The organism is Pseudonocardia sp. ICBG601 (assembly GCF_020496245.1).
Genome location: NZ_JAHLJA010000002.1, coordinates 552,648 through 573,245, shown reverse-complemented (window position 1 = coordinate 573,245; position 20,598 = coordinate 552,648). Strand labels below are relative to the sequence as shown.

Here is a 20,598-nt window from a genome sequence, read left to right as displayed (position 1 = left end):
ACGGACCAGCGGACGGGGTGGCGTCGGGCGCGATCGCCGCAGGACACACGGACGTAACAGCGGACACCTAGCGTCACCGGCCGTGGGGAACGTGCCGCTGGTGGGGGTCGAGGAGGAGTTCCACGTGGTCGGCCTGGCCGACCGCCGGGCCGCGCCCGACGCGGAACGGTTGCTGGAGCACCTGGACGGGGCGGAGTTCTTCCCCGAGCTGCAACGGTCGCTGGTCGAGACCAACTCGCCCGCGACGCCGTCGCTGGACGAGCTGCGCACCCACGTGCGACGCCTGCGTACCCGGCTGCGCGAGGCGGCCGAGCCGCTCGGGCTGGGTGTCGTCGCGGCCGGGACGGTGCCGCTGGTCGACCTGTCCGGCGACGACATCTCCGCCGGCGCCCGGTACGAGCGGATGCAGCACGAGTACCAGATGCTGGTGCGTGAGCAGCACATCTGCGGGGTGCAGGTGCACGTCGACGTCCCCGACCGCGACACCGCCGTGCAGGTCTCGCGCCGGGTCTCCCCCGCCCTGCCGACCCTGCTCGCGATCACCGCCAGCTCGCCGTACTGGCGCGGCCACGACACCGGCTACGCCAGCTACCGCAGCATGATCTGGCAGCGCTGGCCCACCGCCGGGCCGCCCGGCGACGTCACCACCGCCGCCGAGTACGACACGATGATCGACGAGCTCATCGCGTCCGGGACGATCAGCGACGCCGGGATGCTCTACTTCGACGTCCGGCCCAGCGCGCACCTGCCGACCGTCGAGCTGCGGCTGTGCGACGCCTGCCCCGACGTCGACGACGTCGTGCTGGTGGCAGGGCTGTTCCGTGCCCTGGTCGCCCGTGCCCGCGCCGACACCGAGGCGGGCAGGCCGCTGCCCCGCGCCCGGCACGAGCTGCTGCGCGCGGCCGGGTGGCGGGCCGCGCGGTCCGGGCTGGAGGGCGACCTCGTCGAGATCGGCCGGGCCCCCGGCGGTCCCCCGACGCTGAGCTCCCCGTCGGTGCAGCTGCGCGCGCTGGTCGAGGAGCTGCGGCCGTGGCTGGAGGAGGTCGGCGACCACGAGCAGGTCGCCGAGCTGGCCGAGGGCGTCCTGGCCCGCGGGTCGGGCGCGGCGGCGCAGCGGCGCGCGTTCGGGCGTCGCGGGTCGCTGACCGACGTCGTCGACGACCTGCTGGCCCGCACCTACGGCGAGCGGCCGCCGTCGGCACCGGCGGAGACCGTGCCGTCCGCGCCGGAGCTGCTGGACGGCTACGTCCCGCCCCGCTACGACGAGGCCGTCGACGCGACCGGCGCCGTCCGGCCCGGCTACGGCTGGCTGTTCCGGTCGCTGGAGCGGCTCGGCCCGCGCGGGCTGGCCGCGGCGGAGAACGCCCTGCGCACCGAGCAGCGCGCCCGCGGGGTCACGTTCCCGGTGCCCGGCGTCGAGCCCGGCGACGACGGCGAGCGGCTGTTCCCGCTGGACCTGGTGCCGCGGATCATCGAGGCGCAGGACTGGGCCCACCTGGCCTCCGGGCTGGAGCAGCGGATGCGTGCCCTGGAGTGCTTCGTCCGCGACGTCTACGGCCGCCGCGAGATCGTGCGCGACCGGGTCGTCCCGGCGTCGGTGGTCGGGCAGGCGCCCGGCCGCACCCGCGCCGGCGCGCTGGTGCCGCCGGACGCGGTGCGGATCGCCGTCGGCGGCATCGACCTGGTCCGCGACGACGCCGACGGCTGGGTCGTGCTGGAGGACAACCTCCGGGTCCCGTCGGGCATCGGGTTCTCGATGATGAGCCGGCGGCTGATCCGCAGCGTGCTGCCCGACCTGGAGTCGCCGTCGGAGGTGCGCCACCTCGACGACGTGCCGGACCGGCTGCGGGCGGCGCTCGCGGCCGGCGACCCCGACGGGCCCGACGGGGAGGCCGCACTGCTGACCGCGGGCGAGGTGGACCCGGCGTTCTTCGAACACCGGCTGCTCGCCGAGGCGATGGACGTCCCGCTGGTGACCCCGGCCCGGCTGCAGGTCACCGACGGCGCGCTGTTCCTCGTCGGCGGCGGGCGGCGGCGCCGGATCACCACCCTCTACCGTCGGATGGACGAGAACGAGCTCGCGACCGCCCGCGGCGCCGACCACCGGCCGCTCGGCCGCGCGCTGTGGGCGGCGATGGCCCGCGGGCGGGTCGCGCTGCGCAACGCGCCCGGCAACGGCGTCGCCGACGACAAGCTCGTCTACGCCTACGTGCCGGAGATGATCCGCTACTACCTCGGCGAGAAGCCGGTGCTGGCCTCGGTGCCGACGCTGCCCTGCGTCGACCCGGCCGCCCGTGAGCAGGTCCTGGACCGGCTCGACCGGCTGGTGCTCAAGCCCGTCGACGGCTACGGCGGCGCCGGGATCGTGATCGGCCCGCACGCCGGTCGCACCGAGCTGGACCGGGTGGCCGCGGCGATCCGGGACACCCCGGCCGGCTGGGTCGCCCAGGACCTCGTCGGGATCTCCACCCATCCCACCTTCACCGACGGCGCCCTGCGGCCCCAGGCCGTCGACCTGCGGGTCTTCGCGGTGCAGTCCCCCGGCGTCGGCGGGGTGCCCGAGGTCGACGTGCTGCCCGCGGCGCTGTCGCGGGTCGCCCCGCCCGGCGGGATGATCGTGAACTCCTCGCGCGGCGGCGGGGCGAAGGACACCTGGGTGCTGGCCTGAGGCGGGCTCAGCCGGCGAGCAGCAGGTCCGGCTCGCCCAGCACCCGGTCGGCGACGGCGCGGGCGGTCCCGGTGACGGTGGCCGCCCGGCCGTGCGGGGACACGAGCACGGCGACGTCCGGCCCGGTCGCGACCCCGCGGCGCACCAGCTCCGCGTGCACCGCGGGGACCAGCCAGGTGCCCAGCTCGGCGTAGCTGCCACCGAGGACGACGGTGCCGACGTCGACGACGTGGAGCACCGACGTCAGCGCCGTCCCGAGCGCGGCGCCGGCCCGGGCCAGCGCCCCCGTCGCGGCCGGGACCCCCGCGCGGGCGGCGGTCCGCAGCGCCGCGACGTCGGCGGCGCCCGCGTCGCCGAGCAGGGCGGGCAGGCCCGCGTAGACCTCGACGCAGCCGGTGCCGCCGCAGCCGCAGCGCCGCCCGTCGCGCTCGATCACGACGTGCCCGATCTCCCCGGCGACGCCGCGGGCACCGGGCAGCACCCGCCCGTCGACGACGATCCCGCCGCCGATCCCGACGTCGGCGGAGACGTAGAGGAAGTCGTCGGCCTGCCCCAGGTGCGCGAGCGCCCCGAGCGAGGCCTCGTTGCCGACGAGCAGCGGCACCTCACCGAGCGCCCCGGCGTGCTCGGCGGGGCGGCAGCCGTCGAGCCGGGGCAGGTTCGGGGCCCGCAGGAGCACCGCCGCGCCGTCCGAGCCGTGCACCGGTCCGGGGACGGCGATCCCGGCCCCGGCGACCGGTCGGCCGGTGCGCGCGGCCAGGTTCGCCGCGGTCCGCGCGGCCCGCCCGAACACCGCGTCCGGGTCGAGACCGCGGTGGTCGCGGCGCCGGCGCGTCCGGTGCACCACCTGCCCGTCCAGGCCGGTGACCAGCGCGTCGACGCCGTCGACCTCGACCGACACGGCCAGCACGACGGGCCCGGTGCCGGCGAACGCCAGCGGCGTCCCGGGCCGCCCGACCCCGCTGCGGTCCGGCTCCCCCTCCGCGAGCACACCCGCGGCGACCAGCGGGTCCAGGAGCCCCGCGACGGTGCCGCGGGTCAGCCCGGTCGCCGCGGCGAGCGACGCCCGCGACGACGGCGCCGCCCGCAGCGCCCCCAGCAGCAGGCCGAGGTTGTGCCGGCGCACCGCCGGTGGACGCGCGGGCGGGGCCTGCGGGCGGGGAGATCGGTCGTGCACGGGGTCAGCGTGCCCCGGCGAGGTGCTCACACGCGAGCTGGTGCAGCCGGACGAAGCCGTACCCGCGACGCCCGAGCGCGTCCGGGTCGACGGCGTCCAACGCCGGGTCCGCGAGCAGGTCCGCCACGGTCTCCCCGTCGTTCAGGGTCGGCTCGGACAGCGCGGGCACGCCGGCCTCCTCCAGCGCGGCGACGACCTCGGGGTCGGCCCGGAACGCGGCCGCCCGCTCGCGCAGCAGCAAGTAGGTCCGCATGTTCGCCTCGGCGGAGTCCCACACGCCGCGGACGTCCTCGGTGCGCGAGGGCTTGTAGTCGAAGTGGCGGGGGCCGTCGTAGCCCGCGGTCTCGAGCAGGTCGACCAGGGCGAAGGCGTTGAGCAGGTCGCCGTGGCCGAACACGAGGTCCTGGTCGTACTTGATGCCGCGCTGGCCGTTCAGGTCGATGTGGAACAGCTTGCCCGCCCACAGCGCCTGGGCGACGCCGTGCGCCATGTTGAGCCCGGCCATCTGCTCGTGCCCGACCTCGGGGTTGACGCCCACGAGCTCGGGGTGGGCGAGCCGCTCGACGAAGGCCAGCGCGTGCCCGACGGTGGGCAGCAGGATGTCGCCGCGGGGCTCGTTGGGCTTGGGCTCGATCGCGAACCGGATGTCGTGGCCCTGCTCCAGGACGTGCCCGCAGAGCAGGTCCATCGCCTCGCGGTAGCGGTCCAGGGCGGCGCGGACGTCCTTGGCGGAGTCGTACTCCGAGCCCTCCCGTCCGCCCCAGAGGACGAAGGTGCGGGCGCCGAGCTCGGCGGCCAGCTCGACGTTGTGCAGCACCTTGCGCAGCGCGAGCCGCCGCACGGTCCGGTCGTTGGAGGTGAACCCGCCGTCCTTGAACACCGGGTGCGAGAACAGGTTCGTGGTGATCATCGGGACGGTCATGCCGGTGGCCGCGCAGGCCTCGCGCAGCCGGGCGATCTGCCGGTCGCGGTGCGCGCGCTCGGGGGCGAAGCCGAACAGGTCGTCGTCGTGGAAGGTCAGGCCCCACGCGCCGCGCTCGGCGAGCCGCTCGACCGCCTCGACGACGTCGAGCGCCGGGCGGGTCGGGGCGCCGAACGGGTCGGCGGCGGTCCAGCCGACGGTCCACAGTCCGAAGGAGAACTTGTCGGCGGGGGTCGGGGCGGGGACGGCCATCGTCTGCTCCTGGAGGTGTGGGGGCGGCTCCGGCGAGCATGCTCCCGGCAGCGGCCCCGGTCCAGGGTTTGTTCGTGTTCCGTACGAACGAATCCCTCGTTCGCCGTAGCGCTTGTCACCACCCCGAAACGCAGTGGGTCTTGCGGGCGGGGCCCGGCGCACGTGAGGTGGAACCCGGTGCGGACCCACCGGGTAGTTTCGGCGTCCGGCCGCGCGGAACCGCAGGACACGACAGCAGGAACGGGGGATGTGATCGGTGGAGGCCGGGCAGACCGTGCAGATCACCCAGACCGCCCCCGACCGTGCCGTCGCCGGGGCCGAGCCCGGGCACCACTCGCCCGCAGCGTCCCCCGACGGCACCCGCATCGCCTGGATCTCCGACCGCACCGGGCGCCCGCGGGTGCACGTCGCGGCGCTGCCGGCGGACGGACCGGTCGACCCGGACGGGGCGCGGGTCCTGGAGGCCCCCGGCCCGCACGCCGACGTGACCGCGCTGTCCTGGTCCCCCGACGGCAGCCGGATCGCGGTGCAGGTCGCCCCGTGCGGCGGCGACCGCACCCGGGTGGCGCTGCTCGATCCCGACGGCGGGCCCGCCGTCGGGATCGCGACCCACGCCACCGCCGTCGTGCTGGGCGCGTGGGCGCCGAGCGGACGGTCGCTGGGCGTCACCGTGCTGTCCGACGCGACCCCGCGCGGCGCCGAGCCGGGCGACGGCACCGCCTGCCTGGTCGACGTACGCGACGGCTCCTCCACTGTGCTCGGGTCCGGGCAGTCGGCCGTCGTCCAGGCGGTGTCGGCCGACGGACGACGGGTCGTGCTGCGCACCGGCCGTCGCGGGGAGCGCGCCCTGGAGCTGGTCGACCTGCACCGCGGCACCCGGGACCGGGTGATCGGCGGGCCCGGCGGGGCGCTCACCGCCGCCGCCCGCTTCGGCAGCGCCCCGGGCACGCTCTGGGTGCACACCGACGCCGACCGCGAGCACACCGCGCTGCTCGCCGTCGCCCTCGGCCCCGCGGGTGAGCACCGCCTGTCCCCCGCCCGCCCGGTCGCCGTCCGGCCCGGCGCCGACCTGGAGGTCGTGGCGCTGGACCCGGGTGGTCCGCGGGCCGCTCTGGTGTGGAACGTCGGCGGGCGCAGCCAGGTCGAGATCGCCGACCTGCGTGGCGGCAGGCCGGAGCGGCTGCCCGCGCCGTGCGACGTCGTCACCGGCGTGGCCTTCGCCCGCGACGGCGTGTCGCTGCTGGTCGCGGGGCACTCGCCGGGGGTGGCGCCGTACGTGGTGCGGATGCCGCTCGACGCGCGCCCGGCCACCCCGCTGCTCGGCGGCACCCCGGTGACACCGCGGCCCCCGCGTCCGGAGGCGGTCGGTTTCCCGGCCGAGGACGGGCTGCGGCTGACCGGATGGCTGCACCGGCCGTCGTCGCCGACGGGGGTGGGGTTCGTGTGGCTGCACGGCGGGCCCGAGTCCGAGGAACGGCCCGGCTGGGCGCCGCTGCTGCACGGCCTCGTCGCCGCCGGGGTCACCGTGCTCACGCCGAACGTGCGCGGGTCCTCCGGGCGCGGGCGGGCCTTCGCCCGGCTCGACGACGGCCCGCTGCGGCCGGGCTCGATCGCCGACGTGCGGGCCGCGACCCGACTGCTGGCCGGGGTGCCCGACGTCGACCCGCGCCGGATCGTCGTCGGCGGCCGGTCCTACGGCGGGTTCCTCACCCTGGCCGCGCTGACCCGGTTCCCGGAGCTGTTCGCAGCGGGCGTCGACGTGTGCGGCATGTCCGACATGACCGCCTTCTACGCCGACTCCGAGCCGTGGATCAGCGGGCCCGCGACCACCGAGTACGGACACCCGCGCCGGGACCGCGCGCTGCTGGAGGAGCTGTCCCCGCTGCGCGCGGCGGACCGCATCGCCGCACCGCTGCTGGTCGTGCACGGCGAGCACGACACGAACGTCCCGCTGACACAGGCACTCTCGATCCACGCGGCACTGGCCGGGCGCGGTGCGCCGGTGGAGCTGCTGCGCATCCCCGACGAGGGCCACGAGGTGCACGACCGGCACACCCGGGCCGCGGCGAACGCCCGGATCGTGGAGTTCGTGACCGCGACGGTGGCCCGTGGCTGACCGGGCGGCCCGGCCCGGGTGGGCGGTCGCGGTGCGGGCGCTGGTCGGGATCGTGGCCGTGGTCGTCGTGGTGGGGATCGTCGTCGTCGGGGGACCGGTGTTGCTCGCCGGGCACCCGGCCTACCCGGTGCTGCTCGCCGTCGTCGCCCTGGTGGGGCTGGTCCTGGTGGTGCGGTCGGCGCGCCCGGCGCGGCCCGGACGGCTGCGGACGACCGGGCGGGCCACCGGTGCGGTGCTGCTGGTCGCACTGGTCGCCGCCGTCCTGTGGCTGCGGCCCTACGAGGCCGACGCGACCGCGCTCGCCGCGACCACACCGTCGGACCGGGTCGCGGTGGTGCACACCGCGACGACGTGGGAGATGCGCCCGACCGCGCCGTCCGGCCGGGGCCTGGTGTTCGTCCCCGGGGCGCTGGTCGACCCGCGGGCCTACCTGGCGCTGCTGCGCCCGCTGGCCGAGCAGGGGGTGCGCGTGATCGTGACCGCGCCGCCGCTGGGCGTCGCGCTGACCGATCCGGGGGCCGTCGCGCGGACGGTCGGCTCGGCGCCCGAGGTCCGCACCTGGGCGGTCGGCGGACACTCCCTCGGCGGCGTGGCGGCCGCGCGGGCACTCGACGTGCCCGGGGTGCGTGGGCTGGTGCTGTGGGCGTCCTACCCGGCCGCCGACGTGTCGGGGGCGCCGGTGGCGGCCCTGTCGGTGTCCGGCTCCCGCGACGCGCTGGCCACACCGGACGCGATCGCGGACTCCTGGGCGCAGCTGCCCGCGGGGACCCGCTTCGTCGTCGTCGACGGCGGGGTGCACGCCTACTTCGGCGACTACGGCCCGCAGACCGGCGACGGCGAGGCGGGCGTGGACCGGGCGACCGCACAACGGCAGATCGTCGCCGCGACCACGGACTTCGTGACGTCGCTGCGCCCCGGCTGACCGATCGGAACGGTCAGGCCGTGCTGAACGACTGCAGGATCTCCTGGCCCTCGCTGTCGGTGCCCACGACGAACCGGTAGTTCTCCCGGGTCGTCGTGCCGTCGTTGCGCATGAACACGACGGTCGCGGTGACCGTGTTCGGGCCCGCGTTGCGCAGGTTCTCGGCGTAGACGTTGCGGACGCCGCTGTAGAAGGTCCGGAAACCCTGGATGCCCTCGCTCTGGGCCTGCGCCTGCGGGCTGAGCATCGCGAACGCACCGTCGATGTCGCCGGGCAGCATCCGGTAGTAGTTCTGCACGAACGACACCGGGTCCTGGACCTCGCCGGTCCCCGTGGTCGGTGTCGGCGTCGGGGTGGTCGTCGGCGCGGGCGTGGTCGTCGGTGCCGCGCTCGGCGACGGCGACCCGCTCGTCGGCGGGGCGGCGATCACCGGCGGGGCGTCCTGCTGCCGGCTGGTCGAGTAGACGCCGAACGCGACACCGCCGCCGACGACGAGCAGCACGGCCACCGCGCCCAGTACGACCGGGGTGCGACGACCCCGCCCGTCCCGGGAGCGGGTGGCACCGCCCCGTCGGCCACCACGGCCGCCGGGACCGGGGATGACCTGCGGTGCGGGCACGGCCGGCGCGTCGACGACGGTCCCGCCGCCCTGCGCCTCGAGCCCGTCGGGCGCGCCCGCGCCGTCGCCGGTGTCCATCACCGCGGTCGCCGTGGACGGCGTCGCGAGACCGGCGACGGACTGGCCCGCGGCGATCCGGGCGAGCGCCTCGCGGGCCTGGGCGGAGCTGGGCCGCTCGGTGGGGTCGTTGGCCAGCAGGCGCATCAGCAGCGCGGTCAGCGGGCCCGCCTCCTGCGGCGGGGTGATCGCGCCGGTGGCAACCTTGTGCAGCAGGGCGTAGGCGTTGTCGTCGAGGCCGAACGGCGGCTCGCCCTCGACCGAGGCGTAGAGCATCGCGCCGAGCGCGAAGACGTCCGAGGCGGCCGTCGGCTCCTGGCCGCGGGCGACCTCCGGGGCCAGGAAGGCCGGGGTGCCGGCGATGACGCCGGTACGGGTGAGCTGCACGTCGTCGACGGCGCGGGACACGCCGAAGTCGGTGATCTTGGCCCGGCCGTCCTCGGCGATCAGGACGTTGCCCGGCTTGATGTCACGGTGCACGACGCCCGCGGTGTGCGCGGCGGCCAGCCCGTCGGCGACCTGACGGCCGATCGCGGCGGCCTCCCGCGGCGGGATCGGACCCTTCTCGGCGAGCACCGCGGCCAGCGAGCGCGACGGCAGGTACTCCATGACCAGCCACGGACGGTCGTCGTGGACGACGACGTCGAACATGCTGATCACGTGCGCGTGCTGCAGGCGGGCGCCGATCCGGCCCTCGCGCAGGATCCGCTGGCGGGACTCCTCCAGCTGCTCGTCGGACGGCAGGGCCGCCGCGAGCAGCTCCTTGACGGCCACCGTGCGGTTCAGCAGCTCGTCCGTCCCCCGCCACACGGCACCCATCGCACCGGCACCGATCCGCTCGTCGAGCCGGTAGCGGTTCCCGATCCGGTGGGCGTCGGGGATGGGCGAACTCATGAGGTCCAAGGGTAGGGAATCGAGGCCGGGCCGCCGTCGGCAGGGCAGGTGCTGCGAACGACCGGGAGAGGGACCACGGACCCTACGCGACCACCGGTCGCGCAGCCAGCGACCGTACGCCACACCACAGGACGATCGATCACCTCGGAAGGCCCAACTTGTTGGCACATGCCGGCCACGATCCGTAACCGCCGCGGGCGTCGCGGACCTTGGTCGCGATCTCGATCTGCTGCTCCTTGCTGGCGCCGTCGGCGGTGGGGGCGTACTTCGTGCCGCCGAAGTCGCTCCAGGTGCCCTTGTCGAACTGGAGACCACCGTGGTAGCCGTTCCCGGTCGAGATGGACCAGTCGCCGGAGGACTCGCACTGCGCCAATTCGTCCCAGGTGCCGTCGGCCGCCTTCGCCGACGACGACGGCGCCGGCTCCTTCTTCTTCTCCGGCTTCGGCGCGGGGGCCGCGGGGGCCGGGGCGTCAGCTTCTCCCCCGCCGCTCCCGTTCCTGCGGTCCTCGTCCGCCTTGCCCCCGCGGTCCTCGTCGCCCTTGTCCTCGCGGTCCCCGTCGCTACCGGACCCGCCGCTGCCGCCCTCGGTGGAGTCGTCGCCATCGGACGATCCACCGCTCCCGCCGGAAGAGCCCCCGTCCCCGCCGGAACCGCCGAAGTCGCGGTCCTCCGGCTCGGAGCCGGAGGCCGGGCCGTCACCGGCGCTGCCGCCGGAGCGGTGGCCGGAACCGCCGGAGCCCGACGGGGTATCGGAGCGGTCGTCGCCCCCGCCGCCGCCACCGGTGCCGCCGTCGCCACCGGTCGAACCGGCGCCGTCCGAGTCGTCACCCGAGTCGTCACCCGAGTCGTCGCCACCCGAGCCATTGCCACCCGAGCCGTCGCCGTCCGAGCCGCTGTCCGGCCCGGCGCTGTCCGGGGCCCCGTCGGCACCGCTGCCCGTGCCACCCCGGCCCCCGTCCCCACCCGCCGCGTCGCCCGCGCCGCCGCCGGAGCCGTGGCCGTCGCCGGAACCGCGGCCGTCGCCGGAACCGTGGCCGTCGCCGGAACCGTGGCCGTCGCCGGAACCGCCGGAGGGCCCCGCCGGGTCCGGTCCCCCGGCCGCGCCGTCCGCACCGGAACCGTCCGCGCCGGAGACCCGGCCGGACCCCGCCCTCGCCACCGCGGACCGCACCCGCTCCCCCACCGCCCGTGCGACGGCGTCGGCGTCGGGTGCGCCGTACCCGGCGGCGACGTCGTCGACCACCAGGACCCAGTCGCGGCTCCCGCCCGCGCCCTGTGGGGCCGGGAACCGGGCGATCCCCGAGCTCGCGAGCTGGGCCAGCTCCAGCGTCGTCCCGGTGGCGGGCTGCACCCACCACGGGCGCGCGGTGTCGCCGGAGAGCAGGTCGAGGTCGAGGACCACGTCGCTGCCCGCCGGGGTGTGGCCGAGCACGTAGGAGCCGTCCTCGGCCCCGGCGATGTCGACCCGGCTGTCCACCGCCGCGGCCCGCACGGTGAACGCGCCGTCGGAGTACGGGCTCAGCGACGTCCGGGGCACCGCGTCGGCGAGCGCGCCCCGGTCCAGCACGGCGCCGACCGCGAGCTGTCCGCCCGCGAGCGTCCCGGCGACCAGCGCCACCGCTCCGAGCACCGACGTCGTCCGCCGCGAGAACCAGGTGTCCACGGCCGGGCACTGTGCGCCCCCGCGGCGCCCGCCACGGCCGAACGGGCGATCCCGTTCGCGATCGCGAGCGGCGCCGCCGGGTGATCGTCACGAGTGAGGGGTCCGGTGCCACATCCGGCACCGGCCCCCTCGATCGCGGCGATCACGCCGTCACCGGCTCAGTAGTCGAAGGACGGGTCCTCGGTACGGGTGCGCTTGAGCTCGAAGAAGTGCGGGTTCTCGGCCAGCAGCCGGGCGCCGTCGAACAGGCGGCCGGCGTCCTCGCCCTTCGGGACCCGGGAGATGACCGGCCCGAAGAACGCCACGCCGTCGACGTGGATGGTCGGGGTGCCGACGTCGAGACCCACCGGGTCCATGCCCTCGTGGTGGCTGGCGCGCAGCTTCTCGTCGTACTCGGTGGAGTGCGCGGCCTCCGCCAGCGACGCCGGGAGGTCGAGCTCCTTGAGCGCGCCCGCGATGACGTCGTCGAAGTCCTTGTTGCCCTGGTTGTGGATGCGCTCGCCGAGCGCGGTGTAGAGCGGCGCGAGGACCTCCGGGCCCTTCAGCTCGGCGGCGGCGATGCACACGCGCACCGGGCCCCAGCCCTTCGACATGAGCTCGACGTACTGCTCGGGCAGCTCACGGCCCTCGTTCAGCACGGACAGGCTCATGACGTGCCAGGTGACGTCGACGGCGCGGACCTTCTCCACCTCCAGCACCCAGCGGGAGGTCAGCCACGCCCAGGGGCACAGCGGGTCGAACCAGATGTCGATGCGTGCGCGGCCGTCGGCAGCAGGAGTCGTCATACCCGGCGCAACACCGGGCACCGGCCGCGGATTCCACGGGCCGCGCCCCGGGCACCGTGATTGGATGCCGACGACACCACTCCCCGAGAGGACCCCGAACGACGTGACCCCGCCCAACCTCACCCGTGCCCAGGCCGAGGAGCGCGCGGCGCTGCTCGACGTCTCCACCTACGACGTCACGATCGACCTGACCGACGGCGCCGGAGCCCCCTCCGAGCGGACGTTCGCGGTGACGACCACGGTGCGCTTCACCGCGGCCGAGCCCGGCGGGAGCACGTGGATCGAGTGGGTGGGCGACGGCATCACCTCGGCGACGCTGAACGGCACCGAGCTCGACGCCGCCGCGTGGACCGAGGAGGACGGCCTCGCGCTGCCCGGTCTCGCCGCGGAGAACGAGCTGACGATCGTCGCGACCGGGCTCTACACCAACACCGGTGAGGGCCTGCACCGCTTCGTCGACCCCGTCGACCAGGCCGTCTACCTGTACTCGCAGTTCGAGACGGCCGACTGCAAGCGGCTGTTCCCCTGCTTCGACCAGCCCGACCTCAAGGCCCGCTACACCCTCACCGTGACCGCGCCGGAGGACTGGAAGGTCATCTCCAACGCCCCGGCGACGGTCGAGGGCGGGGTGCACCGCTTCGAGCGGACCGAGATCCTCTCGACCTACCTGGTCGCGCTGATCGCCGGGCCGTACGCGAGCTGGCACGACACCTACCGCGACGAGCACGCCGAGATCCCGCTGGGCATCTTCTGCCGCGCCTCGCTGGCCCCGCACATGGACCACGAGCGGATCTTCACCGAGACCCGGCAGGGCTTCGACTTCTACCACCGCAACTTCGGGGTGACCTACCCGTTCGGCAAGTACGACCAGCTGTTCGTGCCCGAGTTCAACGCGGGTGCGATGGAGAACGCCGGCGCGATCACGTTCCTGGAGGACTACGTCTTCCGGTCGCGGGTGACCCGCACGCTCTACGAACGGCGCGCCGAGACGATCCTGCACGAGATGGCGCACATGTGGTTCGGCGACCTCGTGACCATGCGCTGGTGGGACGACCTGTGGCTCAACGAGTCGTTCGCGACCTGGGCGTCGGTGCTGTGCCAGGCCGAGGCGACCGAGTACACGGGCGCCTGGACGACGTTCGCGAACCTCGAGAAGTCCTGGGCCTACCGGCAGGACCAGCTGCCCTCGACGCACCCGATCGCCGCGGACATCCCGGACCTGCAGGCCGTCGAGGTCAACTTCGACGGCATCACCTACGCCAAGGGCGCGTCGGTCCTCAAGCAGCTCGTCGCCTACGTCGGGCTGGAGCCGTTCCTGGCCGGGTTGCGCGCCTACTTCGCCGCCCACGCCTGGGGCAACGCCACCTTCGACGACCTGCTGGGCTCGCTGGAGAAGGCGTCCGGCCGGGACCTGTCGGACTGGGGCGCGCAGTGGCTGCGCACCACCGGCCTGAACCTGCTGCGCCCGTCGTTCCAGCTCGACGAGGCCGGGAAGTTCACCTCGTTCGACGTCGTGCAGGGCGGCGCCCGGCCGGGTGCCGGTGAGCTGCGCACGCACCGGATCGCCGTCGGCGTCTACGACGACGACCCGGAGACCGGCAAGCTCGTCCGCACCCACCGCGTCGAGCTCGACATCTCCGGCGAGCGCACGGCCGTCCCGGAGCTGGTCGGGCTGCCCCGCGGCAAGCTCGTCCTGGTCAATGACGACGACCTCACCTACTGCGCGCTGCGCCTGGACCCGGGCTCGCTCGCGACCCTGGTCGACCGGATCGGCGACATCGCCGAGTCGCTGCCGCGCACGCTGTGCTGGTCCTCGGCGTGGGAGATGACCCGTGAGGCCGAGCTGAAGGCCCGTGACTTCGTCACCCTGGTCGCCGGCGGGTTCGACACCGAGTCCGAGATCGGCGTCGTGCAGCGGCTGCTGCTGCAGGCCCAGACCGCGACGGCGTCGTACTGCACCCCGGAGTGGGCGCAGGGCCGCGGCTGGCCGCTGCTGACCGACGCGCTGCGGTTCCGCCTGGACACCGCCCCGCCCGGGTCGGACGTCCAGCTGGCGGTGGTCAACGCGCTGACCGCCTCGGTGCTGCCGGAGAACACCCTGGACCGGATGAAGGGCTGGCTGCTCGACGTCGACGTCCCGAAGGGACTGACCGTCGACGCCGACCTGCGCTGGCGGCTGCTGCACGCACTCGTCGCGCACGGGAAGGCCGGCGAGACCGAGATCGCCGAGGAGGCCGAGCGCGACGCCACCTCCACCGGGGCGCGGCAGGCCGAGCGGGCTCGCGCGCTGATCCCGACCGCGGAGGCCAAGGAGCGGGCGTGGCAGCGTGCCGTGCACGACGACTCCCTGCCGAACGCGATCAACGAGTCGGCGATCTCCGGGTTCTCCCACCCCGCACTGTCGACGGTGAGCCCCGGGCTGCTCGACGGCTACGTCCAGCGGTACTTCGACGAGATCGACGGCGTGTGGGCGCGCCGGACCTCGGAGCTGGCGCAGAACGTCGTCGTCGGACTGTTCCCGTCCTGGGCGGTCGCGGAGCCGACCGTCGCGGCGGCGGACGCCTGGCTCGCCGACGAGTCCAAGCCGGCGTCGCTGCGCCGGCTCGTGTCCGAGGGGCGCGCCGGGATCGTGCGCGCGCTGGCCGCCCGTGAGTTCGACGGTCAGGCCACTCCGGACCCGGAGCGGACCACCGCGGTCCAGCAGCCCTGACCCACGCACGACGGCGCCCCGGGAGTCCGTGCTCCCGGGGCGCCGTTCGTGTGTCGGGGTGTGGTCAGCGGCGGCGCAGCCACCGCCGCAGCGGGTTCGTCGACGCCGGTTCGTCGGCGGAGCGGAAGCCCGCGCAGACACGCGGCCCGCAGCTGCCGCAGTCGGTGCCCGGGCGGTAGTGGTCGTGCAGGTCCTCCGGGTGGCCGCAGGTGCACAGTCCCACCTGCGGGACGACGGGCGCGGGCGGACCGGCCGGGGTCCGCGGCTCGGACGGTGTGCGCGGCCGGGGCAGCGCCGGGACGGGCTCCAGGCCCGTCGGCGGTGTCAGGACCGCGGCCGTGGGGGTGGCGGGGGTCCTGCGGTCGGTGCCGTCGTTCTCGTGCGCCATGGTGACCTCCTTCGTGCCGGCGAACGGCAGCGCGGACGACCATCGCGTCATCGCACCGTGCCGTTGCGTCACCCAGTATGAGATCGCGTGGGGCGCGTGGGAATGGCTCGCGGCGACGAAAAGACCTTCCGTGGACGGAACGGCAGGTCGTGGACACGTCGCCACCCGATCAGCGGGCCACCGGAAGTGTGAGTACGGCAAGACAGCCGCGGGGTGCGTCCACCGTACGGAGCACCAGGGTGCCGCCGTGCTCCTGAGCGAGCTGGGCGCTGATGTGCAGCCCGAGCCCGGAGCCGCCGGCGGCCTCGTCGTGCCGGCCGCGGACGATCTCGAGCTGCTCCTGCCCGTCCGGCAGGCCGGGGCCGTGGTCGCGGACCTCGACGGCGACCAGACCCGGCTCGTCGGCGAGGCGGGCCCGCACCACCACCGGGGTCCGGGGCGCGTGCCGGTCGCAGTTGGCCAGCAGGTTCGTCACGACCTGGCGGGTGAGCGACTCGGGCGCGGCGACGGGGGGCAGGTCGTCCTGGGTGTCGAGGGTGATGCAGCGGCCGTCGCGCAGGTCCACCAGGGTGCGCAGGGCCTCCCCGACGTCGTGCTCGCCGCCGGTGTCCGCCCCCGGCGACGGGGCGACCGGGGCGTAGTCCGGGCCGTAGTCGAGCAGGGCGGCGTCGCGCCCGTCGACCATCGGGTCGGCCACGGTGTCCTCGACGGTGATCGGGGTCTGCAGCATCTGGCGGAGCCGGTTCAGCTCGGCGAGCACCGCCTCCCGCATCCGGGCGACCTGGGGGTCGTCACCGGGGCGGGTCGTCAGCAGCTGCGCGGCGCCGGCCAGGCCCGCCAGGCCGTTGCGCAGCTCGTGGTCGCGCTCGGCGGTCTGGCCGGTGGCCCGTTCGAGCAGCGCCGACGCCTCGCCGAGGGTGTCCTGGAGCTGGTCGTAGTCGTCCTGCATCTGGGTCACCGCACGCAGCGCCATGGTCAGCAGCGCGGTGAGCACCACGCCCATCCCGAGCACCCGCAGCGACGGGTAGACCAGGCCGGCCGTCGGTTCCTGGCCGGGCACGATCGCCCGGTACAGCTGCGACACCGCGACGATCAGCAGGCCGAGCCCCATCCGGGCCCGGATCCGGCTCGGGCGCCGGTAGCCGTCGAGCAGGAACAGCACCGCGACCAGCGCCCAGCCGCTCTGCACCACGATCGAGTAGAGCGGCGAGGTCGCCACCATCCGGGTGAACGGGCTCTCCGCCTGCGACGCGACGACCCCGCCGATGACGAGGGCGACCGCGGCCAGCGCCCAGCCGCCCCAGGCCCCGAGGACCAGCGGCGGCCGCAGCGCGGCGACCAGGATGCACAGGCTGATCACGAACATGGTCAGCACGGCCAGCCGCGGGGTGCCCGCCGGGTACTGCGGCAGGACCAGTGCGGACAGCGGGAGGAGCACGACGCCGTAGAGCAGGAGGGCGGCCCCGAACCACGACGGACGGGGGTCCCCGGACAGCCGCCCCGTCACCAGCGCGACGATCGCCGCCGCCGAGCCGACCGCGGCCGCGACGAGGGTGAGCACCGCCGTCGCGTCGGACAGGTCGATCCGTCCGTCGACGACCGCGGGGCGGCTCACCGCCACCACGAGGACGGCCAGGACCGCGACGACCAGCACGTCGGTCAGGTGTCCGGCCAGGAACCGGGCCCGCCGCTGCGGCCCCAGGAGCGCGCCGAGGAAACCGGACGCCACGTCCCCTCCGCCCCGAAGAAGTCGCCGGACTGATGAGAAAGCGATGATAGGACTCGTCATTCTCGGTGACGTTCGGTGGCTGTGTTGTGGGCCGAACGGGTCAGATCCCGGCGGCCTTGCGGTAGAGCGCGACGGCCTCCAGCTGGGAGCCGACCTCCAGCTTGGTCAGCACCGCGCGGATCTGCGTCCGGACCGTCGCCAGCGAGACGACGAAGTGGTCGGCCACCGACTGCGCACGCTTGCCGCCCGCCAGCAGGGCGAGGACCTCGCGCTCGCGCTGGGTGAGCCTGCCCAGCTTCTCGTGCAGGTCGCGGCGCTCGTGCTCCCGGTCGCGGTGCAGCCGGATGAACTGCTCACGGCGGCCCGGCGGCATGATCGAGCGCCCGGCGTGGGCCTCGCGGATGGCACTGAGCAGCGCCGGGAACGGCGCGTTCTTGGGGACGAACACGAACCCGCCCGCGTCCAGGGCGGCGCCGACCCGGCCGGCGTCGGAGCTGCCGGACAGCACCACCACCCGCCAGCCCGCCTCGCAGAGGGGGCCGACGAGCCGGACCCCGTCGATGCGGTTGCCCTCCGGGTCACGCCCCAGGTCGAGGTCGAGCACGATGAGCCCGGGCGTGACGCGCCGGGCGTGCTCCAGCACCGCGGCGGCGGAGCGGACCGGCTGGAAGGTCGCGTCCTCGCCCTCGGCGCGCAGGTTGAGGGCGAGAGCGGACCCGACCAGCTCGTGGTCGTCGACGATCAGGATCGGGCTGCCGGTGGGGCCGGTCACCGCTCGGTCCTCCCGCTGCGCACCATGGGGGACACCTTAGAGCCGCTGCGCCGATCGTGGTGGGCCGCGAGTGACGGACACGCGGGCGCCGCACTGTCCACGGACGCGCCCGGGTGTCCGCCCGCGGTGTCCACCGGGTGGGAAACCCCAGCTCAGGGGCGGCTGCCGGCCTGGTCCGCCAGCATCCTCAGTCCGGACAGGATTCCACCGAACAGATCGCCCTCCTTGAAGGACGCGACCATGCTCATGAGAGCGAGCTTGGCGCCACGGTCGGGGAGGCGGACCTTCGCCTCGGCGCCGGTCACGATCTCCAGCAGGCGCTGCTCGGGGCTCACGGCGACGAGCACCGCGTCCTCGTGGTCGTCGACGCGCCCGTGCAGGTCGACCGCGGTGGCCCGCGCGTCGGCACCCAGGTCGCCCAGGTACAGCGCGAACCGCAGGCCGGTCTCGCGGCTGGCCAGGTACAGCGCCTCGTCCAGGCGGGTCAGCTGCACCGGGGTGAACGGGTGCGCGGCCGCGGACGGCTCGACGAAGTTCTCGGCCACCGACAGGCGACCGGAGTTCGTGACGACCGACCCCTCGGGCAGGTCCTCCTCGTTGCCGGTGAAGACGGCGAGGTCACCACTTGCCACCGGTACCTCCTCGGGTGTCGCCGCCCTCGGACGGGGCGGTGTCGCCGTGTCCGGCGTGCGCGGCGTGGTGCCCCGCGGCGGACGGCTCGGCGATCCAGAACAGCGGCTCGTACGGCCAGGGGTCACCCGCGTTGTAGCGGGGGCGGTTGCTCCGGTTCCGCATCGCGATCCAGCCCCAGATCGCGAAGTACAGGACAGCCGGCGCGACCACGAAGACCAGCAGGGTTTCGACGACGGTCACGGGGCCAGAACCTAGCCGATCGCCGTGCCCGGCACCTGCTCAGGTGTCCGATCCGACAGCCGCCCGGACCGCACCGCGCGGACCAGCGCGTCATGATCGGCTTCGGTCTGGTCGGCGTAGGCCCTGGCGAACGTCGCGAGCGCCGCGGCCACCTTGCCGCCCTTCCCCAGGTAGCCGGCGATCATCGACGCCCCCGAGGTGCGGGCGTGCCCCTTGGCGAGCAGCCTGCCGCAGACGTCGGCGTAGTCGGCCAGCGCGGGGGCGTCGAGGGTGTCGGGGACGATCGCGCCCTTCATGTCGCGGAACTGGCGGACGTAGTACTGGCGGCCGTTGATCGTCGTCCAGCCCAGGAGCGGGTCGGAGACGGTCTGCAGGGCCTGCTGGTACTCCACGACCCGCTGGCCCTGGTGGGCGTGCCAGGCCTCGCCGCCGTGCACCCACGGCGCGACGACCGACCGGCGCGCCTGCTTGAGCTGCAGGAACAGCACGTCGTCGGGGCTGGAGCCCTCGCAGAGCACGAGGTAGGCGCGCAGCCCGACCGAGCCGACCCCGACGACCTTGTGGGCGACGTCGACGGCGTGGTAACCGCCGAGGATCCGGCTCCAGTGCGGCGGCAGCGTCGCGAGGTACTCGTCGAGGGCGGCCAGGATGCGCGCGGTGTGCTCGTCGTCGGGGTGGGTGATCAGCGGCGGCTCGGTGACGATCCGCCGCGCCCCGCCCTCCTCGGTCACGAACCGGGGCAGCGCGCGGTCGCTGGTGCGCCGGCGCGCCCGCTCGGCGGCCTTGTCGATGACCCGGCGCGAGGTCTTGTGGTCGGCGTCCGAGCGCAGGGTGTCGATGTCCATGATGTCGAACGAGCGGGCGAGCAGCGGCTCGTCGGCGAGGTGGCGCAGGTGCTCGGCGTAGGAGGTCACGCAGCGGGTGACGGCCTCGCCGCACTGCTGTTCGGTCGCGCCGGAGTCCCGGCCGGCGACCCAGGTGGAGGACACCAGCCGTCGCAGGTCCCACTCCCAGGCGCCGGGGTGGGCCTCGTCGAAGTCGTTGAGGTCGAAGACCAGGTCGCGCTCGGGCGAGGCGTAGAAGCCGAAGTTGCCCAGGTGGGCGTCGCCGCAGATGACGGGGTGCACGCCGGTCTCGGGCAGCACCGCGAAGTCCGCGGCGTGCAGGGCCGCGGCGCCGCGCAGGAACGCGTGCGGGGAGGCGGTCATCCGCTGGATCCGCAGCGGGACGAGCTCGTGCACGCGCCCGGCGTTCTGCGCCTCGACGACGTCGACCGGGTCGGCCCGGCGCAGCTGCGCGGACCACTCGGCGAGCCCGGACCGGGGCGCGACCTTCCGCAGCCCCTTGCCGATGCGGTAGCGCTCGGCGCGGGGCGTCGAGGCGCGCTGCAGCGAGCCGAACGCCGCGCGGTCCGAGCCGGCCAGGACGGGGTGCGAGGTCACGCCTGCGTTCTACCGCAGCCCGCCCCCCGGAGCCCGTCCACGGTCAGGCGCAGCAGCCTCCGTGCGGCGGACGGGTCCTCCCCCGCCGCCGTGGACACGACCGCGGTGAGGGCGACGACGTCCTCGGGGCGGGCGTCGGGGTGCAGCCCGCCGGCCTCGGCCGCGGCGGCCACCAGTGGGCGGACGGCGGCCCGGACCCGGTCGGTGTGGCAGACCGGGGCGTCCTCGGCGGGCTCGGCGAGCAGGACCTCGACCACGCCGCGGGTGGTCGCGACGTAGTGGACGAACTCGTCGAGCCAGGTCCACAGCGCGGTGGCGGGCTCGGCACGGCGGAGCGCCTCGGCGCGGGCGCAGAGGGTGTCGACGCCGTTGGCGAACACCGCCTCGAGCAGCGCCCGGCGGGAGGCGAAGTGCCGGTGCAGGGTCGCCGACCCGACCCCCGCCCGGCGGGCGATCTCCTCCATCGACGCCTGCGCCCCGTCCCGTGCGACGACCTCCATCGCGGCGCCGAGCAGGCGTTCCCGGTTGCGGAGGCGGTCGGCCCGCGGGGCCGCCGTGGCGTCGCGCGGCATGGGTCCTCCCGGACGGCTCGACAAAACGGGGTGGTCC

At 75.2% G+C, this 20,598-nt stretch carries 16 protein-coding genes; 4 read left to right on the top strand and 12 right to left on the bottom strand.

The window, feature by feature from the left end; translation table 11 throughout:
• The first annotated feature begins 82 nt into the window (after window positions 1-82).
• Entirely contained in the window at window positions 83-2,668 is a 2,586-nt protein-coding gene (locus KPL57_RS02605; protein WP_226350282.1) for a carboxylate--amine ligase/circularly permuted type 2 ATP-grasp protein, read from the top strand.
• 7 nt (window positions 2,669-2,675) lie between these two features.
• On the opposite strand, the gene KPL57_RS02600 is transcribed toward KPL57_RS02605, so the two are convergent.
• Together KPL57_RS02600 and xylA are read right to left on the bottom strand one after the other, a co-directional pair.
• Window positions 2,676-3,845, bottom strand: coding sequence for an ROK family protein (locus tag KPL57_RS02600; RefSeq protein WP_226350281.1), 1,170 nt, complete (start codon window positions 3,843-3,845; stop codon window positions 2,676-2,678).
• A 4-nt stretch (window positions 3,846-3,849) separates the two neighbouring features.
• The gene (gene xylA, locus KPL57_RS02595) at window positions 3,850-5,019 is read right to left on the bottom strand and encodes a xylose isomerase (protein ID WP_226350280.1); all 1,170 of its coding nucleotides are present in this window, start codon (window positions 5,017-5,019) and stop codon (window positions 3,850-3,852) included.
• 256 nt (window positions 5,020-5,275) lie between these two features.
• Between xylA and KPL57_RS69265 the strand changes: the two genes are divergently transcribed.
• Window positions 5,276-7,135 (top strand): prolyl oligopeptidase family serine peptidase, encoded by a 1,860-nt coding sequence (locus tag KPL57_RS69265; RefSeq protein WP_226350279.1) that lies wholly within the window; start codon window positions 5,276-5,278, stop codon window positions 7,133-7,135.
• Complete coding sequence (locus KPL57_RS69260; RefSeq protein ID WP_226350278.1) at window positions 7,128-8,057, top strand: alpha/beta hydrolase; 930 nt, start codon at window positions 7,128-7,130, stop codon at window positions 8,055-8,057. The genes KPL57_RS69265 and KPL57_RS69260 overlap by 8 nt, the downstream gene beginning before the upstream one ends.
• A 13-nt stretch (window positions 8,058-8,070) precedes the next feature.
• On the opposite strand, the gene KPL57_RS02580 is transcribed toward KPL57_RS69260, so the two are convergent.
• The 3 genes from KPL57_RS02580 to KPL57_RS02570 form a co-directional block, all read right to left on the bottom strand.
• Window positions 8,071-9,627, bottom strand: a complete 1,557-nt coding sequence (locus tag KPL57_RS02580) for a serine/threonine-protein kinase (RefSeq protein WP_226350277.1) — start codon at window positions 9,625-9,627, stop codon at window positions 8,071-8,073.
• Between the two features lie 139 nt (window positions 9,628-9,766).
• On the bottom strand, window positions 9,767-11,290 hold the full coding sequence (locus KPL57_RS02575) for a transglycosylase family protein (RefSeq protein ID WP_226350276.1): 1,524 nt from the start codon (window positions 11,288-11,290) through the stop codon (window positions 9,767-9,769).
• Window positions 11,291-11,448: 158 nt separating this feature from the next.
• Window positions 11,449-12,075: a DsbA family protein gene (locus tag KPL57_RS02570; protein WP_226350275.1), complete on the bottom strand. Its 627-nt coding sequence runs from the start codon at window positions 12,073-12,075 to the stop codon at window positions 11,449-11,451.
• 103 nt (window positions 12,076-12,178) lie between these two features.
• Here KPL57_RS02570 and pepN point away from each other — a divergent pair, with 103 nt between their 5' ends.
• Window positions 12,179-14,785 carry an aminopeptidase N gene (gene pepN, locus KPL57_RS02565; RefSeq protein WP_226350638.1) on the top strand — a complete coding sequence of 869 codons (2,607 nt, stop codon included), beginning with the start codon at window positions 12,179-12,181 and terminating at the stop codon, window positions 14,783-14,785.
• 64 nt (window positions 14,786-14,849) lie between these two features.
• Here the strand turns inward: pepN and KPL57_RS02560 are convergent, their stop codons facing one another.
• The 7 genes from KPL57_RS02560 to KPL57_RS02530 form a co-directional block, all read right to left on the bottom strand.
• Entirely contained in the window at window positions 14,850-15,224 is a 375-nt protein-coding gene (locus tag KPL57_RS02560) for a hypothetical protein (RefSeq protein WP_226350274.1), read from the bottom strand.
• 118 nt (window positions 15,225-15,342) lie between these two features.
• Window positions 15,343-16,902, bottom strand: coding sequence for a sensor histidine kinase KdpD (locus KPL57_RS69255; protein WP_226350273.1), 1,560 nt, complete (start codon window positions 16,900-16,902; stop codon window positions 15,343-15,345).
• A gap of 100 nt (window positions 16,903-17,002) precedes the next feature.
• Window positions 17,003-17,674, bottom strand: coding sequence for a response regulator transcription factor (locus tag KPL57_RS02550; RefSeq protein WP_073575555.1), 672 nt, complete (start codon window positions 17,672-17,674; stop codon window positions 17,003-17,005).
• A gap of 152 nt (window positions 17,675-17,826) precedes the next feature.
• Window positions 17,827-18,306, bottom strand: coding sequence for a DUF5130 family protein (locus KPL57_RS02545; protein WP_073575554.1), 480 nt, complete (start codon window positions 18,304-18,306; stop codon window positions 17,827-17,829).
• Window positions 18,293-18,547 (bottom strand): hypothetical protein, encoded by a 255-nt coding sequence (locus KPL57_RS02540; protein WP_226350272.1) that lies wholly within the window; start codon window positions 18,545-18,547, stop codon window positions 18,293-18,295. The genes KPL57_RS02545 and KPL57_RS02540 overlap by 14 nt, the downstream gene beginning before the upstream one ends.
• An 11-nt stretch (window positions 18,548-18,558) precedes the next feature.
• Window positions 18,559-19,989, bottom strand: a complete 1,431-nt coding sequence (locus KPL57_RS02535) for a DUF2252 domain-containing protein (RefSeq protein WP_226350271.1) — start codon at window positions 19,987-19,989, stop codon at window positions 18,559-18,561.
• Window positions 19,986-20,561 carry a TetR/AcrR family transcriptional regulator gene (locus KPL57_RS02530; protein WP_226350270.1) on the bottom strand — a complete coding sequence of 192 codons (576 nt, stop codon included), beginning with the start codon at window positions 20,559-20,561 and terminating at the stop codon, window positions 19,986-19,988. Before KPL57_RS02530 ends, KPL57_RS02535 begins: the two co-directional genes overlap by 4 nt.
• Window positions 20,562-20,598 lie beyond the last annotated feature (37 nt).